Below are 15,988 nucleotides of genomic sequence, written 5' to 3'. Positions count from 1 at the left end.
CTTTTGTAAATGGCAGATAAAAAGAGTTCCTATTTAGAAGAGCAATTAGAAGCAGTCATGAAAAAAGAAGAGGGTACTTTTACTTTCATTTTTCAAAGAGAGACGATTAAACTCTTAGATGGTTTGGAAGCTAATCCAATAAAGGATATCAATCCTTCTTTCAAAAAAGACATTCAATTAACCGAAGGAGAGGTCGTTATATCAATCGAACCGCCTCCTGCCTATCAGGAATTCCGTTTCATCCATGCAAAAGATGAAAAAAGCAAATGGCTTTTCTCATACCAGCTTGTTGATGCAGTACGTAAACACGACGTGAAACGACTGCATTTGATTGTTTCCCCTGAAAACATTGTTTTTAACAAGGGTTTAACACCTGCTTTCCTTCATTATGGCGTGAAAGAAAGCATTCCACCATATGAAACAGACAGTGACAGGCTACTTCAGGAGGTTAAAGCGGTTGTTTTGCGAGCCGTTGATCATGAATTTAGTTTCATTGAATATTTGAAATACAGTGATACGCTCAAGCTCTCTGAGACGGCGAAAGAACTGAGTCAAGCTCCTTCGTTTGAAGAGCTATCCACTTTTATTCAAAAGAGAATTGATGCGATTGAAGCAAATGAGAAAACATTGCTATCGATTCCAAAAAAGAAATGGAAGATTGAAAGGTATGTTGGTTTAGGTTTAATGGTCCTTCTTGTGCCAGCCCTTGTTCATACCATCTATACCCTATTTTTTGCAATGCCAAAACAAGAGGATTATGTTGAAGCGAATAAGTATTTCTTAAATGAACAATACAGTCAAGTGGTAGATACGTTAGAAAAGTACCCTGCGAAAAAGATGCCGATTTCTCTTCAGTATCAGTTGGCCATTTCGTATGTGCAATCGAACAGTGATAATCTGCTGTTAGCCAATCATAAGAAAGAAATTACCGAGACATATACACTTCAAACAGACCCACAATATTTTCTGTTTTGGATTCATATTGGTCAAGGAAACAGCAAAGAAGCACTTGATATCGCTAGGGTGCTTGGTGATGATCGATATATTTTTGCAGCACTGGTGGCGTATCGCAACGAAATTCAAAATGATGACAGCCTTTCCGCTGAAGACAAGCAAAAGCAACTAGAGCCGATCATCAAGGAAATTACAGACTATGAAACGAAAGAAACGACGGAAACAAATACTCAAGAGCAGTCTGAATCAAGTCAAACAGAAGAGGCAGACGACGAAAAACAGAAAGAAACTGAAGAAGCTACAAATCAAAAAGCAGAACAGGGAAAAAAAGAGAAAGAAGCCCAAGCTAAAAAGAAAGCGTCTGATACGAAGAAAGATGATAAAAAATAATTCCTTTCACAAACAACTGACAGTAGACGCTGTCCCATTAGGAGGTGGAAGCATTTGAGTCTGCTATGGGTTTTTTATGATGATCATTATCAAACGGTCCGTCTGCATGAACAGCTGAATCGAGAGGCGATCATTGGCTCGGAAGTTGAGCATACAGTAACGATTCCTTCCTATATTTTTGAAAAGGGAGAAGTGCTTTTAAAGCCAGATGAGCAAAACGGTGGTTTTCATGTCTTCCAAGGAAACAAAAAAGAAGGGAAATTACTTCCTTATGAAACGTTAACGATCGAATCCTCACATGAAAAACAATTGACACTCGTATTGACAAAAGGACATCCTGATCAGACCGTTTATTACCTAGGAAATAGAGTGGACATTTCTTTTTCATTCGAACAGCAAGAGAATGCCGACATCTGGAAGGACCAGTCAGCTTCCATTCACCAAAAAGTAGGGGATTTTTCGCTTATTAAGCTTGAGGGAATTTGGTATGTGATGCCTGAGGAGGCGCAGGTATATGTCAATGGCAAGCGCATCGCAAAGCCAACAAAGATTGAAATTGGTGATGAGTTATTCTGGAATTTTATTTCCATTGTATTGAAGGAAGAAGATTTTCTTCAAATCACGGCTCATGAGGCTTTTCAAACAAATCTGGAAAGAACAAAACAACCGAGTACAGAAACAAAACAAAAGTATCCACAATATCGTCGAACCCCACGTTTAATCTATGATTTGCCTGATGATCGGGTATCGTTTAGTTTTCCATCTCAGGAAAGTGAAAATAGCAATAGAGGGCTATGGCTTGTTGTACTGCCACCACTCGTCATGTTAATTGTGATGGGAATTGTTGCGCTGATCCAGCCACGTGGAGTGTTTATTATTGTCTCTATGGCGATGTTTATTATGACGCTCATTACATCATCTGTTCAGTACTTCAAAGAAAAATCACAGCGTAAAAGAAGAGAAGAAAAAAGACAGCGTGTGTATTCACTCTACCTAGAGAATAAACGAAAAGAACTGCAAACGTTATATGATCAACAAAAATTCATCTTGGCGTATCATTATCCGTCTTTTGAACAAATGAAGTATTTAACATCAGAAATCAGTGGGCGTATTTGGGAAAAGACCCTTGTCAGTGAAGATTTCTTAAAGCTCCGTCTTGGAACAGGTGTGATACCTTCCAGCTATGAAATTTCTATGAGTGGTGGAGATTTAGCAAACAGAGATATTGATGACCTTATGGAACAGTCACAACAAATGCAGCGCGTGTATCGTGAAATGAGAAATGTTCCTATTACGTTTGGTCTTGCAGATGGACCGACCGGCCTGATCGGTAAGGCAGCGATTGTAAAAAATGAAATTCATCAACTCATCGGTCAGCTTGCTTTCTCTCATAGTTATCATGATTTACGATTTGTATTTATTTTCAACGAACAAGAATATGAGAATTGGGAATGGATGAAGTGGTTACCACATTTCCAATTGCCTCATACATATGGAAAAGGATTTATTTACAATGAACAAACACGAGATCAGCTATTGTCATCAATTTACGAAATTCTTCGTGAACGTGATTTAGAAGAAGAGAAAGAAAAGAAAATCTTCACACCACACTTTGTCTTTATTATTACAAATCATGAATTGATCGCTGAGCATGTCATTTTAGAATATTTAGAGGGAAATCGGACAGATCTTGGGATTTCTATCATCTTTGCAGCGGAAACAAAAGAAAGTTTATCCGAAAATATATCAACACTTGTTCGTTATATTAATGAAGAAGAGGGCGATATTCTGATTCAACATAAAAAAGCTGTTCGGGTTCCCTTTCGATTAGACCATCATCAAAGAGAAAATAATGAAGCATTTTCTAGAACACTTCGTACGTTAGACCATCAGGTAGGGATGACCAATTCAATACCAGAAACGGTTTCTTTCCTTGACTTATTTCATGCAAAGCAAGTAAGCGAAATAGGTATCTTGCAAAAATGGCAAACCGCTGAAACGGCGAAGTCACTCTCTGTCCCGATAGGATATAAAGGGAAGAATGACATCGTTGATCTGAACTTGCATGAAAAAGCCCATGGTCCACACGGTCTGTTAGCAGGAACAACAGGATCGGGAAAAAGTGAGTTTTTACAAACATATATTTTGTCTTTAGCGGTTCACTTTCACCCACATGAAGTGGCATTCTTGTTGATCGACTATAAAGGTGGCGGGATGGCACAGCCGTTTCGAAACATTCCCCACTTGCTTGGGACGATTACAAACATTGAGGGCAGTAAGAACTTTAGTGAAAGAGCACTTGCATCTATTAAAAGTGAATTGAAAAAAAGACAACGCTTGTTTGATCAATACAATGTCAATCACATTAATGATTACACGAAGCTTTATAAGGAAAATAAGGCAGAGCAAGCCATGCCACATTTGTTTTTAATTTCAGATGAATTTGCTGAACTGAAAAGTGAGGAACCAGATTTCATTCGCGAACTTGTCAGTGCGGCACGTATCGGACGAAGCCTTGGGGTGCATTTAATTTTGGCCACTCAAAAACCTGGTGGTGTCATTGATGACCAAATCTGGAGTAACTCACGTTTTAAGGTCGCTTTAAAGGTGCAGGATGCTTCAGATAGTAAAGAAATTCTCAAAAACAGTGATGCAGCTTCCATTACGGTCACAGGTCGAGGCTACTTGCAGGTCGGCAACAACGAAATTTATGAATTGTTCCAGTCTGCATGGAGCGGTGCGCCATACATGGAAGACGGATACGGCTCAGAGGACGATATTGCCATTGTCACTGATACAGGGCTCATTCCTCTTTCTGGTGTCAGCACAGAGCCTGCGGTGAAGAAAGAAACGATCACTGAAATCTCGGCAGTTGTTGATGAAATAGAGCGTATGCAACATGAACTTGGGATAGAAAAACTACCAAGCCCGTGGTTACCACCGCTTGAAGATCGAATTCCAAAAACACGATATGCCGCAGAGAAAGAGAATGTTTTCCACTTTGCATTAGTGGATGAACCAGATCAACAAAGTCAGCACCCAATTTCCTATCAAATGATGGAAGATGGTAATATCGGTATCTTTGGTTCATCTGGCTATGGGAAATCAATGGCGGCAACGACGCTTCTGATGAGCTTTGCAGAAACGTACACACCTGAAGAATGGCATACGTATATTTACGACTTTGGAAATGGCACCTTGTTACCACTTGCGAAATTGCCTCATACGGCAGATTATTTCTTAATGGATCAAACGAGAAAAATTCAAAAATCGCTGAAAAGATTACGAGAAGAGGTTGAATACCGTAAACGTTTATTTAGACAGCAAGAGATCAGTCATATCAGAATGTACAATGCTTTAAATGAACAGAAACTACCTTTCATCTTTATCGTCATTGATAATTTTGACATCGTCAAAGATGAAATGCATGAGCTTGAGGCTGAATTTATCCAATTTAGCCGTGACGGACAGTCACTAGGGATTTATTTAATCGTGACAGCCACTAGAGTCAACGCTGTTCGCCAATCGCTCATGAACAACCTTAAAACCAAAATCGTTCATTATCTTATGGATCAAGGGGAAGCGTATTCGATCATTGGTAGACCGAAATTTAGTCTCGAACCAGTTCCAGGACGAGTCATTATTAATAAAGAAGATCTTTATTTTGCTCAAATGTTCTTACCAGTTGAGGGAGAGAATGACCTCGAATTATTCGAACACTTGAAGCAGGAGATTCAGCATCTTCATACGCGTTTTGCGAAGGCAAAGAAACCGACACCTGTTCCAATGCTGCCTGACAGGCTGACAGTAAGAGACCTTGCTGATCAATTCGAGCTAGAACCAGTACCATATCTAATTCCAGTTGGATTAGACGAAGAATCTGTTTCACCAGTCTATTTCGATTTGAAGAAAAATAAACATTGCCTCATCATTGGACAAACGCAACGGGGAAAAACAAATATTGTGAAACTAATGCTCGATCAGTTACTAGAAGCTCAACCAGAGCGTCTTGCAGTATTCGATTCGATTGATCGTGGCCTTTCCAACTATACAAAAGAAGAGAGCCTGCACTACCTTGAAACAAAAGATGAAATAACCGAATGGGTAGAGGAAGTGGAGAGCTTATTTAAAACAAGAGAAGCTATGTATGTGGAAGCTGTACATAGTGGAGAAGTGGATCAACTACGCTTCTCGCAAATTGTACTCGTTGTTGACGGGATCACACGCTTCCAGCAAACGATTGACCCTCGTTTACAAGATCAAATCGCATATTTCATGAAGTCGTATGCACACCTAGGATTTAGCTTTATTGCTTCTGGTAACCATACAGAATTCAGCAAAGGCTATGATTCACTAACAAACGAAGTGAAACAAGTTCGCCATGCGATGCTATTAATGAAGAAATCAGAGCAAAATATCATACCGCTTCCGTATACAAGGCAAGAACCAGACATTCAGCCGGGCTATGGCTACTTTGTCGAGAATGGGAAAGAGAAGAAAATTCAAGTTCCTTTATGTACGGTAGAAAGGAAGAGTATACAATGACAGAACAGCAAAAAAGCTCAGTGAAAATCGTGTCCACTATGATCCTAATCCTCGTGTTGCCTATTCTGTTCTTTCAATTGATTGGTGAGAATCCAACAAAACAGATGAAAAATGCGACACGTAATATCGCTGTAGTGAATGAGGATGTGGGGGCGAGCGAGAGTGAAAATACGGCTCGTTTTGGGCAAGATGTCGTGGCTGCTTTATCAGAGCGGCCTGATTATACATGGACTGTTGTAAACCGTAGTGCAGCAGATAACGGTTTGAGGAATCGTAAATACGATGCCGTCCTTTACATTCCATCCGATTTCTCAAAGAATGTGCTTAGTTACGACAAAGACCAACCAGAAAAAGCATCCATTGAGTTTGCCATTCAAGATCAGCTCAATTCAGTGAACAAGGAAAAAGTGCAACGAGAACTAGAAAATGCACAAAAGAAAATGAATGAGCAAATGTCTACCTTGTATTGGAGCTTTGTTTCTCAAGAGATCGGCAATGTCCGAGAAGAGTTTGATAAAATTGTGGGCAAAGAGATTGAATTTCAGAATACGATGTATAACTTCTATAAGCCAAGCTCTAACAAACTTGCAGATGCCGTCCTGAGTCAGAAAAAGCAAATTGAAGATTTAAAAAAAGCAATGACCGATTCTCAGCAATCTTATCAAGAGGGGCTGAGTACAACAGAAGGGGCAAAGAAACAGCTGAAAGACTTTATCGATGTTGTGAAACAATATAAAGACTATCAAGAAAAACAAAAGGATTTGCTTGTGACCACACAATCAGCCAATACGAAACAAATTCAAAAAGGACTCACAGCCCTTTCAGATTTACAAAACCAAAATGCCCGCAGTTTTAGCGAGCAAATGAGCGGCTTGAAAACGGAGATGAATGGGGTACAAAGTCAGCTTAGAACGACAGATAGCTCTGTTCTCTCACTTCAAAAAGCAAGAGAACAAGCGATTCCTGTTCAGTCTAACGGACTGAAAGATTTGATGAAACATTCACAAGAGGAGCTCATCAAAAAATATGAAGAGAAATATCTTGCATATATTGGAGGGAGTATCACCAATCTCCAAGAGAAAATCAAAAGCTCCAGAAGAGAACTAGTGAACACGTCTCCTGACCCAACTGATCCGAAAGATCCTGGCAAAGATCAAGAAGACGATGATTCTTCTAAAGAGTTGAAAATCAATTTAGACGAAGAAACCAATGAATTGTCCAATATTTCAAGTGCAATCGACGAGATTGCAGACCAATTAAAAGGACAAGAAGAACCGTCCATTCCACCTAGCGAGGAAGAAAATCCTGAAGAGAGCGAATCGACTCAATCAGATGATGACCCGAAAGCTCAATCAGATGATGACCCGAAAGCTTCAGACAATGAGCAACAGAAAGAAGCGCTGAAGGCATTAGCTGTTCAGTTAGAAGAGGTCAAAAAAAGTATTCAGAACAAGACAACTGAACACAATGATCAGCTTCAAGGTAAACTTGATCAATTGAGTGAAGAAGTAAAGGACTTAACACAGAAGTTAGAAAAGCTAGAAAAGAAATATACAGAAATCAATCAGAAATATGATAAAAATTTTACCGATATTCAAAATAAAATTAATAGACAAGAAGCTTCAATCGCTAATAAATTAAGCAATATGAACAAGAAATCATCGTCATTAACAGCTTACACACTCAAACCTGAATATTTTATGCGTGGTTTCTCGTCTCATTCAAAAGACACAACAGATTTGATCAATTATTCAAGTCAGTTATCGCAGTATGAAGCCATTTTGGATACATTCTATGAGGGGCCAAACAAATACACTCTTATAGATCAAAAAGAAGACAACATCAAATCTATCCTAGCCATCCAACATGATGAAACAGAAAGCTGGGAGTATTTAAAAAATAATATGCTCACTTCAAACGAGGATGTGGAATCTTTCATTGAAGGAATGCGGAAATTCACAGACGGCTATGCTGAGTTTATTTCGAAACAGCAATCGAATATGGAGCAGGAGTTAAATACAATTTCTGATAGTGCAGACAAAGTTGCCGAGCAGATTGCAGATAATGGTGACGCTGTTTATACTGCTGACCTTGCAAGTAGTAGCATCGTGGTGAGCGCTCAGGATTCTATTGGAAACGAAGTGTTGCGATTGTCTGAAAATATGAGCTCACTCACTGATCGCCAAAATGGTGTGGCGGAGTATACGCAAACAATCGAACAAAGTGTAACGACTGTACAGGAAAAAGCAGACACCTTAAATGAAAACTGGAGTAAAAACGTTGATTCGACCAAGCTTATCAAAAATGATCTGTATAGCATTTTAGGAAATACACTAGATGATCAAGCAAATAGTGGCTATGTGTACAACTATTTGGCGAATCCATTGAAAATTAGTGGTGATGTGCCAGAAGAAAAGACACAAACTGTTCCACCAGTCGTGATTTTGGTCATTATTATGATCAGCAGTTTGCTTATTGGCTATTTCAGCTCATATTATGCAAATGCACCAATGCTTGTAAAAGCAGCGTTGTTCGGCATTTTGAACATTTTGGTTGGATTGATGATCAGCTTGTTTGGCTTAAATATTTACGCTTTAGCCGATGATCAAGCGATTAAATGGTCTATTTTCACCATCCTACTGCTTATCGCTTGTTCGGCATTTATTCGGACAGCGTTCTTGTTTGGCGCCATTTCTGGATGGACGGCAGCAACGGTATTGATTTTCTTCTTTGTTGCACCATTAATTGATCTGGTCATGCCGAACTTCTACTTTACAAACCCAGTGACGGACATCTATATTTCCTTACAATATGGAAGTGGAGACGAGTTTGGCATGGGTATTACAGGTTTACTCATCTTAACCGCTGTGCTGATGATCATTCCGCTTGTCGTAAAGTTGATCAAGAGTAAGGCTGAGGAAAGTGATGCAACGCATGAAGCTTAAATTGCTCTTAAAGGGAATCGCTCTTAGTGTGATTTCCTTTTTCCTCCTATTGCCTGCCGCTCTTGCAGATACAGGTGAAGATACTGATACAAATGTGAAACCGAATGAGTATAAGGAGAAGGAATTGCATATCAACTCGGGCATTTTAAGAGATCAAGCGAAATATGAGCAAAGCAAATCAACTTCAAAGGTAAAGGCGAACATCGACTTTAGAGAGCCTTCAAAAGCACCTGGTGCAAGTCTTGCGCCTGATTTATTCAGTGATCTCAAAGAAAATCCACCCAAAACAGCAGCAAGTATTATGAGTGATATGAACATTTCTTTTAGTGATTCTGCCACCACTACACTGTCTCATGAAGCAAAACAGACATCTTCTATTTTATCAGTGATGTTTGCTGTACTGATTGTCATAGGGCTTGTCGCCATGGCAATCCTCATTCCAAAAGTAAATGCAAAAGCAGAAAAGAAATAGCCTACTCCCTTTATTGAGGGAGGGGTTTTCTTTATGCAGATAACTTGCTGAGATGGCAATAAGCTACGTAAAATGAAAATAGAAAGGGAGGCGATTGTTATTCGAATATCAATTGTAACTGGAGGATCAAAAGGATTCGGGTTAGCACTTGTGAAACAGCTACTTGCACGAGGGGATAAAGTGTATTCAGCTGCTAGGGGGAAAACCCCATTGGCACATACAAACCTTATCCATACACAGGTGGACCTGACGAATGAAACACAAGCGGAAAATTGGTTAAAGGTGTTGTTTCAATCACTGTCATTTGAGGAAGTAGAAGAAGTGGTGTTAATCAATAATGCTGGCATGGTCACACCGATGAAACGAGCAGGTGAAGGCGAGCGTGATATGTTAAGTAAGCATTACACCTTAAATCTCATCATACCCGTCATATTGAGCCATCTTTTTGTTGAGCTCACACGTTCATTGAGAGGGAAGAAAACGCTAATTCAAATCTCTTCAGGAGCGGCAAAAAATCCATATAAAGGATGGAGTGCGTATTGCAGCTCAAAAGCAGGTCTTGATATGTTTATGAGAACCCTACATTTTGAACAGCAGGATGAATCATATCCAGTAAGAACATTCTCATTTTCACCAGGGACGATTGATACCGATATGCAAGCGGATATTCGTAGGTCTTCTAAAAACGATTTTGAACAAATTGAACGATTCCAAACCTTACATGAAACAGGAGCACTTAAAAGCCCAGATGAGGTCGCGGAAATCTTACTCGAATTAATGGCAACCGATGTAGCAGGGGGCGAAGTATATGATGCACGAGAGTATGCAAATAAGCAGTCATAATGACTGTTTTTTTTTGCCAGTGTACAAGCAAAGAGTGACCTTTCCTCATACACTAATCTTAACCCCTGTGTAAAATATAACAGATCATTTGAGTTTCTTATGAGAATATGATAGGATGCTAAAAATATATAAAGGAGGGGTTTCCATGAGAAAAGTGACACTAATGGATGTTTACACCCATCCAGTTGCACAAAAATATTTAAATCGTTCAGGCAAGGCGCATGCGATTGCTTGTGCATACCATGCATTTAAATTAGCAAAACAAGCAGGCGTTGATCCTGATTTGGCTGTTAAATCTGCTCTTCTTCATGATATTGGTCACTATGAGTGGTACACAGATGGTGGAGAGTGGGATTATGAAACATATAGACGCAATGATATTCACGCCATAAAAGGAGCCGAGCGTGCTCATAAGCTGTTAATTCGCCTTGGCGAGGAACCAAAAGCAGCCAAAGACATTGCACTTGCGATATTGCTTCATACAGATTCATATTTGCCAGAGGGTGACCTTCATAAGGACACGCTCCAGCAAATCGTGAAAAAAGCAGATGAGATGGACGAAGAGCCCGGCGGAAACCACCATTATCGCAACATTGAAGAATCGCTTGCACTGCAAAAAATAGCAGATTTAGATGAGATGGTCAGCAAGGCGATTCAGCCAATACAACGTTCTGTCTAATAAGGTAATTCACCATGAATTTGGCCATCATGATCAACATACACTGTGCGAATGATTGTGCGATTGAAAGCGGATTTCCCAGATGCAGTTAGTCCTGTATAGTTGACAGTGACTGAATAAGCCCCTTCCTTTTTAAAGGATAGTTGAGAGGAATCACTCGAATGGGTAGAAAGTTTTTCTTTCTCTTTTGTCTTGGAATCTTTAAAATAAACCGTTTCAACCGTTTTACTTAGGCGTTTAATAAGTTTACTCTGATGTGTTGACGCATTGCCAGTTTTCGCTGCCATCACTTTGATTTCATCACTTAATGGTGAATCAAAGGATACAAGCAGCAAATAAGGCATTTCTTGCCCAGAAGTAGACCTTATCATCCATTCACCAGGAACAGGTTTATTGATCTGTGCATGATGTGAAAAAGCACCGTTATATGGAAAAGACGCATCTGTTGTCGTGAATTTCGTCAACACATCCCCATTTGGAGCCACGATCTCCAAATTGTCTTCTTTCAGTTTGTTGATCCACTGAATCGATAATTCTTCTGTTCCTTCCTCTACATAAAATTCTTCCTTCTTATTTTTTTCACTATTCCCACCCTTCACATAGAGGTCTGTATTTAGATCTGTCGACGGAATTTGATCATCAATATCTTCGTGATCCTCTTTACTTGTGGTACTGGCCAAAAGCTGATTTTGGATAACAGGGAAAATACTCGTTCCGTTTTTAATAGAGTAATGATCCCATTTGCCAGTCAAAATATTGTTTGCGTAAGATAATTTTGTACTACTCACAGTGACCGCACCATCATTCGTACCAAAACTTTTTAGATACATGCCGCCTAAATATAAAATGCTGCCAAAGGTTCCCCATTCAGAACCAGAATAGGTGACATATTTATTAGGATACATCTCTTTAGCATCTGTCTCACTACGGAAAGCTGCCATAAGCCCTGTCTGTAAAGAATACAGTGCAGCGGTTTTTTGCCCAAGAATCTCGGCAAGCCAGCTACCGCCTTTACTGTATGCTAAATCTGCTAGCGGTGTCCCGTAATGAGGGGTTCCTAGTGTCACCACTTTCGCAACATATGGATGGGCATCATAATGGACGAGTGCAGCTTGTGTATCGATCCCGCCTTTACTATGACCGACGACAATCAATTTGCGTCCGAAGAGTTCATAGATTTCTTTTAATTTTTCAGCTAGTAATTGACCGTTCTTCTGCATATCCTGATCAGGATGTAAATCTATGAATGCGCTTTCGTATCCGTTCCTCAGCGCTTGTTCTGCCATATCGTTTTTATCAAACCAAGTGGAGGATGAGCTATTGATTCCATGTACAAATACAAGTGGAGGTTTCGATTCGTCAATTTGTGTCGGCTCTTCTCCTCTAAACCATTTACCTGGCGTGCCAGGTTCATCACCGATTGAGCCTGCATACGCGGTATTTACAGATGATAACAACAACATAACAGCAATTAAACATATCAATCTTTTCAACATGATTCACCTCTTAAAATGATTTAGGTTGGCGGCAGCACAATCTATTATACGACTAAAAATTGTAAAAAAATATAATATGTCAAAATATGGTATTAACGTCGGAGGTATGCAGAGTGACATCCACATAAACTTTTGCATACGCTGTGGGTAAATACACAATTAAAGGGGCGGGTAGGATGGCACAACAAGGAAGTCCACAGCTTGTTTCATTAGTTGATCCATATGTTTATCAAACATTACAGAAAGTCATTGGAATGAGACTCATCGTACAAACAGTGAAAGATACATTGCGAGGAAAATTGAAAGAAGTCATGCCGGATCACATCGTACTTGAGGCAGGTTCTAAATCAGTCTTCTATGTGCGGATCCAGCAAATTGTATCAGTGATGCCTGACCATAGTGAACGGGTGTAGCAAGCAGACGCATTTGTGTCTGCTTTTTTATGTGTTCATTGAATTTATATCGGATGAATACGCAAGATATACCAAATGTTCTTATATTTTCATAAAATGAGGTTCTAAAGAAAGAAGCAGTTGACAGGAGGAAGATGGAATAGTAGGTTTTTATTAAGATATTAGAGAAGCAGGAGGAGCAACGTTGCTAAAATCTAAAGTTCATTTTTGGACATTCCAAATATTACTTGTCTTACTCATCATTTATGTATCAACGAAAGTGTCATTTCTTTTTCAACCGATCATTTTATTTGTTTCCACTTTATTTGTGCCAATCTTACTTGCAGGCATACTGTTTTTTATCTTTAATCCAATCGTTCGATTCCTGTCAAAAAAAATGCCGAGAACACTGGCCATTTTATTGATTTATCTACTGTTTATTGGTCTCGTCACAACTTTGGTGAACGCTGCTGGACCGGTGATTGTTACACAGTTGACTGGACTTGTTAAAAGTTTTCCAGGTTACGTTACCGACATGCAGAAATTTATCAATGATTTCTCTCATACCAAAACATTTACTTGGATGATGAATCAGGATTATGTGTCTGTATCGAAATTTGAACAGTCCATCGTATCTTCATTGAAGGCACTTCCAGAAAATATTGCGGCTAGCATGTCTGCGATATTTGGCGTGATTGCCAATATTGCACTTGCTGTAATCACTGTACCGTTTATCTTATTTTATATGCTAAAAGATGGACATAAGTTTCCGGACATGCTCGTCAAGTTTTTGCCTGCCCCTTATCGCAAGGAAGGATTGAAAATTTTCAAAGAGCTGAACGATACACTTGCTGCTTATATTCAAGGGCAAATTGTTGTTTGTCTATTTGTTGGGGTTGCTTGTTTCATCGGTTATTTATTAATCGGTGTGAAATATGCGCTTATCCTTGGTATCATTATTGCAGTAACAAATGTCATTCCATATCTTGGACCATACCTAGGTGCGGCACCGGCAGTGTTAATTGCATTCCTTGATTCGCCTGGGAAGGCCATCGTGACAGTCATTGTCATTTTAGTCGTCCAACAAGTTGACGGGAATGTGATCTCGCCACTAATTATTGGAAAACGTCTGAATACACATCCGCTAACAATTATTTTGTTATTAATTGGAGCTGGTAGCTTTGGCGGTATTTTAGGCATGATTTTTGCTGTGCCGGTTTATGCACTCTTAAAGGCGATTACGCTAAACATTGTCAGACTTGTCCAGCTTCGTCAGCGTTCACGTGCCGAGCAAAACCTTAGTGTATAGGGCAGGTGCACCTCTTTTCCTCTTTTGCATAAGATAACTCACAATCAGGAAAAGAGGTGGAAGAAATATGCCTGCAATCGTTGGACCTGTTCATATTGAAGTGTTAGGAGGAAGTGGATCAGCTACTTTTGGAGATGTTCTTGCCATTGCTCCTTTAGCCACTGATCATTCCACTGGAGGAGCGGGAGCCTTTAATTCGGGAGACTATATGATCGTAACAAGTGATCCAAACGCGACCATGCTTTGGGATTTCACATTATTTGGTCAGCCTCAATCATTTAATGCATAAAACAATATGCACTGTTTGACTTTATAGGCATATGATGAGAAGAGAAGAGGTGATGGTTCATGCCAGCGATCGTAGGTCCTATTCATATTGATCGTGTCATTGGAAATGGATCTGCACAATTTGGAGATGTATTTGCGATTTCTCCGAAAAGTGTGGATCACTCAGCAGGTGGATCAGGTACGTATAATGCCGGAGATTTTATTCGTTTTTATAATAGTCCTAACGTTACCTTTGTATGGGATTCTAACCTAATTAGCCAACCAAAAAGCTTTAACGCATAGGCAGCTTCGGAGGGGAATCCCTTCTGAAGCTGTCTTTCTTTATGGTACAATAAATGTGAAACGATTTGATGAAAAAAGAGGTGCACACAACGTCAAATGAAAATTAGAAAAGCAAATCTAAGTAGCAGCATTCAGTCTGTATTGAATGTATATTTACATGAAAATAAAAAAGAATATAAAACACTTGTGGCAGTACCTGATATTGAATGGAGTATATCGATAGGCTATGAGGATGACAAGCAATTACTAGAACAAACATTAGAAGATTCACTCACTCAAAGACTTGAGACAGATGTAGCACGTGAGCTTGCACGTAAGATTGTGCATTGGGTCACAGAGATGTAAATAAACAAACTAGGAGTGAAAGCAGCTATGAGGGAAGAGTCATTAGATTTTTATTTGCAGCAAGGGATGTTTGGCCACACTGAAACAAAACCGGATGAAAGAAGAATGTTTCTTGGTTCACTCAGAGAACGAACACTTCTTGCATTGACGAAGGGACAAGTCATGAGAAGTCAGCTATATAAAGAAGTGCAACAAGCGTTGAAATCGAATCAAAACGCAACCGTGCTTTTAAATGGTGAGCTCTCCTATCCCTCGTATGCAACCTATGTCAAAATGGCAAATGCGGCAGGCTGTGGTTTTAAAGTCGTGAATCATCATGACGCTCATTCACCTTTTGGATTAATTATTGAAGTGCCTAGTGCAGTGAACAATGAACGTATCTTTATAGAGGATGAGCTATTTAAAAAGGCTTTTTCTCAGGAATCCTCTGAATAGGTTTCAATTGTGAAATAGAATAGGCTATAATGTTCAAAAGAACATAATGGAGAGATGCGGATGGACAAAGCATTGATATGTATTGATTATACAGTTGATTTTGTTGCAGACGAAGGGAAACTCACTTGTGGGAAACCAGGACAAGCGATCGAATCAGCGATCACAAATATTGCAGCTTCATTCATCAATGAAGGAAATTATGTCGTGTTTGCAATTGATTGTCATGATGAGAATGATGCTTATCATCCTGAGTCGCGCTTGTTCCCACCCCATAATATATATGGTTCAGAGGGAAAAGAGCTTTTTGGAAAACTAAGTTCACTGTTTCACACGTCGAAACATCAAAAAAATGTCTACTATATGGAAAAAACAAGATACTCAGCCTTTGCAGGAACTAATTTAGAGATCAAATTGCGTGAACGTGGCATTACAGAGCTTCATTTAGTTGGAGTGTGTACAGATATATGTGTGCTACATACAGCGGTTGATGCGTATAATAAAGGCTTTGAGATCGTGATTCACAAAAGTGCTGTAGCCAGCTTTAATGAAGCGGGGCATGACTGGGCACTGTCTCATTTTGAGCATACGCTTGGTGCGAAAGTGGTTGAGTAAG

14 protein-coding genes are annotated in these 15,988 nt (G+C 39.5%); 13 read left to right on the top strand and 1 reads right to left on the bottom strand.

What is annotated here, in order from left to right:
• Positions 1–9 precede the first annotated feature (9 nt).
• The 6 genes from essB to ACQKEZ_RS06150 all read left to right on the top strand — a co-directional run bounded on the left by essB (position 10) and on the right by ACQKEZ_RS06150 (position 10,828).
• On the top strand, positions 10–1,344 hold the full coding sequence (essB, locus tag ACQKEZ_RS06175; RefSeq protein ID WP_427299449.1) for a type VII secretion protein EssB: 1,335 nt from the start codon (positions 10–12) through the stop codon (positions 1,342–1,344).
• Positions 1,345–1,398: 54 nt separating this feature from the next.
• The gene (essC, locus tag ACQKEZ_RS06170) at positions 1,399–5,889 is read left to right on the top strand and encodes a type VII secretion protein EssC (RefSeq protein ID WP_427299448.1); all 4,491 of its coding nucleotides are present in this window, start codon (positions 1,399–1,401) and stop codon (positions 5,887–5,889) included.
• Positions 5,886–8,834 (top strand): type VII secretion protein EsaA, encoded by a 2,949-nt coding sequence (esaA, locus tag ACQKEZ_RS06165; protein WP_427299447.1) that lies wholly within the window; start codon positions 5,886–5,888, stop codon positions 8,832–8,834. Before essC ends, esaA begins: the two co-directional genes overlap by 4 nt.
• Positions 8,824–9,306, top strand: coding sequence for a type VII secretion protein EssA (gene essA, locus ACQKEZ_RS06160; protein ID WP_427299446.1), 483 nt, complete (start codon positions 8,824–8,826; stop codon positions 9,304–9,306). The genes esaA and essA overlap by 11 nt, the downstream gene beginning before the upstream one ends.
• A 99-nt stretch (positions 9,307–9,405) precedes the next feature.
• Complete coding sequence (locus tag ACQKEZ_RS06155) at positions 9,406–10,149, top strand: (S)-benzoin forming benzil reductase (protein ID WP_427300483.1); 744 nt, start codon at positions 9,406–9,408, stop codon at positions 10,147–10,149.
• A gap of 145 nt (positions 10,150–10,294) precedes the next feature.
• Positions 10,295–10,828: an HD domain-containing protein gene (locus ACQKEZ_RS06150; protein ID WP_427299445.1), complete on the top strand. Its 534-nt coding sequence runs from the start codon at positions 10,295–10,297 to the stop codon at positions 10,826–10,828.
• Here the strand turns inward: ACQKEZ_RS06150 and ACQKEZ_RS06145 are convergent.
• Positions 10,825–12,324: an esterase/lipase family protein gene (locus tag ACQKEZ_RS06145; protein WP_427299444.1), complete on the bottom strand. Its 1,500-nt coding sequence runs from the start codon at positions 12,322–12,324 to the stop codon at positions 10,825–10,827. The two genes, ACQKEZ_RS06150 and ACQKEZ_RS06145, sit on opposite strands and share 4 nt — an antisense overlap.
• 176 nt (positions 12,325–12,500) lie before the next feature.
• On the opposite strand from ACQKEZ_RS06145, the gene ACQKEZ_RS06140 reads away from it, so the two are divergent.
• From ACQKEZ_RS06140 to ACQKEZ_RS06110, 7 genes are all read left to right on the top strand, one after another.
• Complete coding sequence (locus tag ACQKEZ_RS06140) at positions 12,501–12,737, top strand: YuzF family protein (RefSeq protein ID WP_427299443.1); 237 nt, start codon at positions 12,501–12,503, stop codon at positions 12,735–12,737.
• 184 nt (positions 12,738–12,921) lie between these two features.
• Entirely contained in the window at positions 12,922–14,025 is a 1,104-nt protein-coding gene (locus ACQKEZ_RS06135) for an AI-2E family transporter (RefSeq protein WP_427299442.1), read from the top strand.
• A 67-nt stretch (positions 14,026–14,092) separates the two neighbouring features.
• A complete protein-coding gene (locus ACQKEZ_RS06130) occupies positions 14,093–14,314 on the top strand; it encodes a spore germination protein (RefSeq protein ID WP_427299441.1) in 222 nt (73 codons plus the stop codon).
• A 59-nt stretch (positions 14,315–14,373) separates the two neighbouring features.
• Positions 14,374–14,595, top strand: a complete 222-nt coding sequence (locus ACQKEZ_RS06125; RefSeq protein ID WP_427299440.1) for a spore germination protein — start codon at positions 14,374–14,376, stop codon at positions 14,593–14,595.
• Between the two features lie 96 nt (positions 14,596–14,691).
• Positions 14,692–14,940: a YueH family protein gene (locus ACQKEZ_RS06120; RefSeq protein ID WP_427299439.1), complete on the top strand. Its 249-nt coding sequence runs from the start codon at positions 14,692–14,694 to the stop codon at positions 14,938–14,940.
• Between the two features lie 27 nt (positions 14,941–14,967).
• Positions 14,968–15,375 carry a YueI family protein gene (locus ACQKEZ_RS06115; RefSeq protein WP_427299438.1) on the top strand — a complete coding sequence of 136 codons (408 nt, stop codon included), beginning with the start codon at positions 14,968–14,970 and terminating at the stop codon, positions 15,373–15,375.
• A gap of 60 nt (positions 15,376–15,435) precedes the next feature.
• Positions 15,436–15,987, top strand: coding sequence for a cysteine hydrolase family protein (locus ACQKEZ_RS06110; RefSeq protein ID WP_427299437.1), 552 nt, complete (start codon positions 15,436–15,438; stop codon positions 15,985–15,987).
• Position 15,988: the final 1 nt, after the last annotated feature.

Origin of the sequence: Bacillus sp. NPDC077027, assembly GCF_050269555.1 — a bacterium.
In the GTDB taxonomy this organism is placed as follows: Bacteria; Bacillota; Bacilli; order Bacillales; family Bacillaceae; genus Bacillus.
Note: the sequence above shows the minus strand (reverse complement) of the source record. Positions and strands in the feature narration are given on the sequence as shown.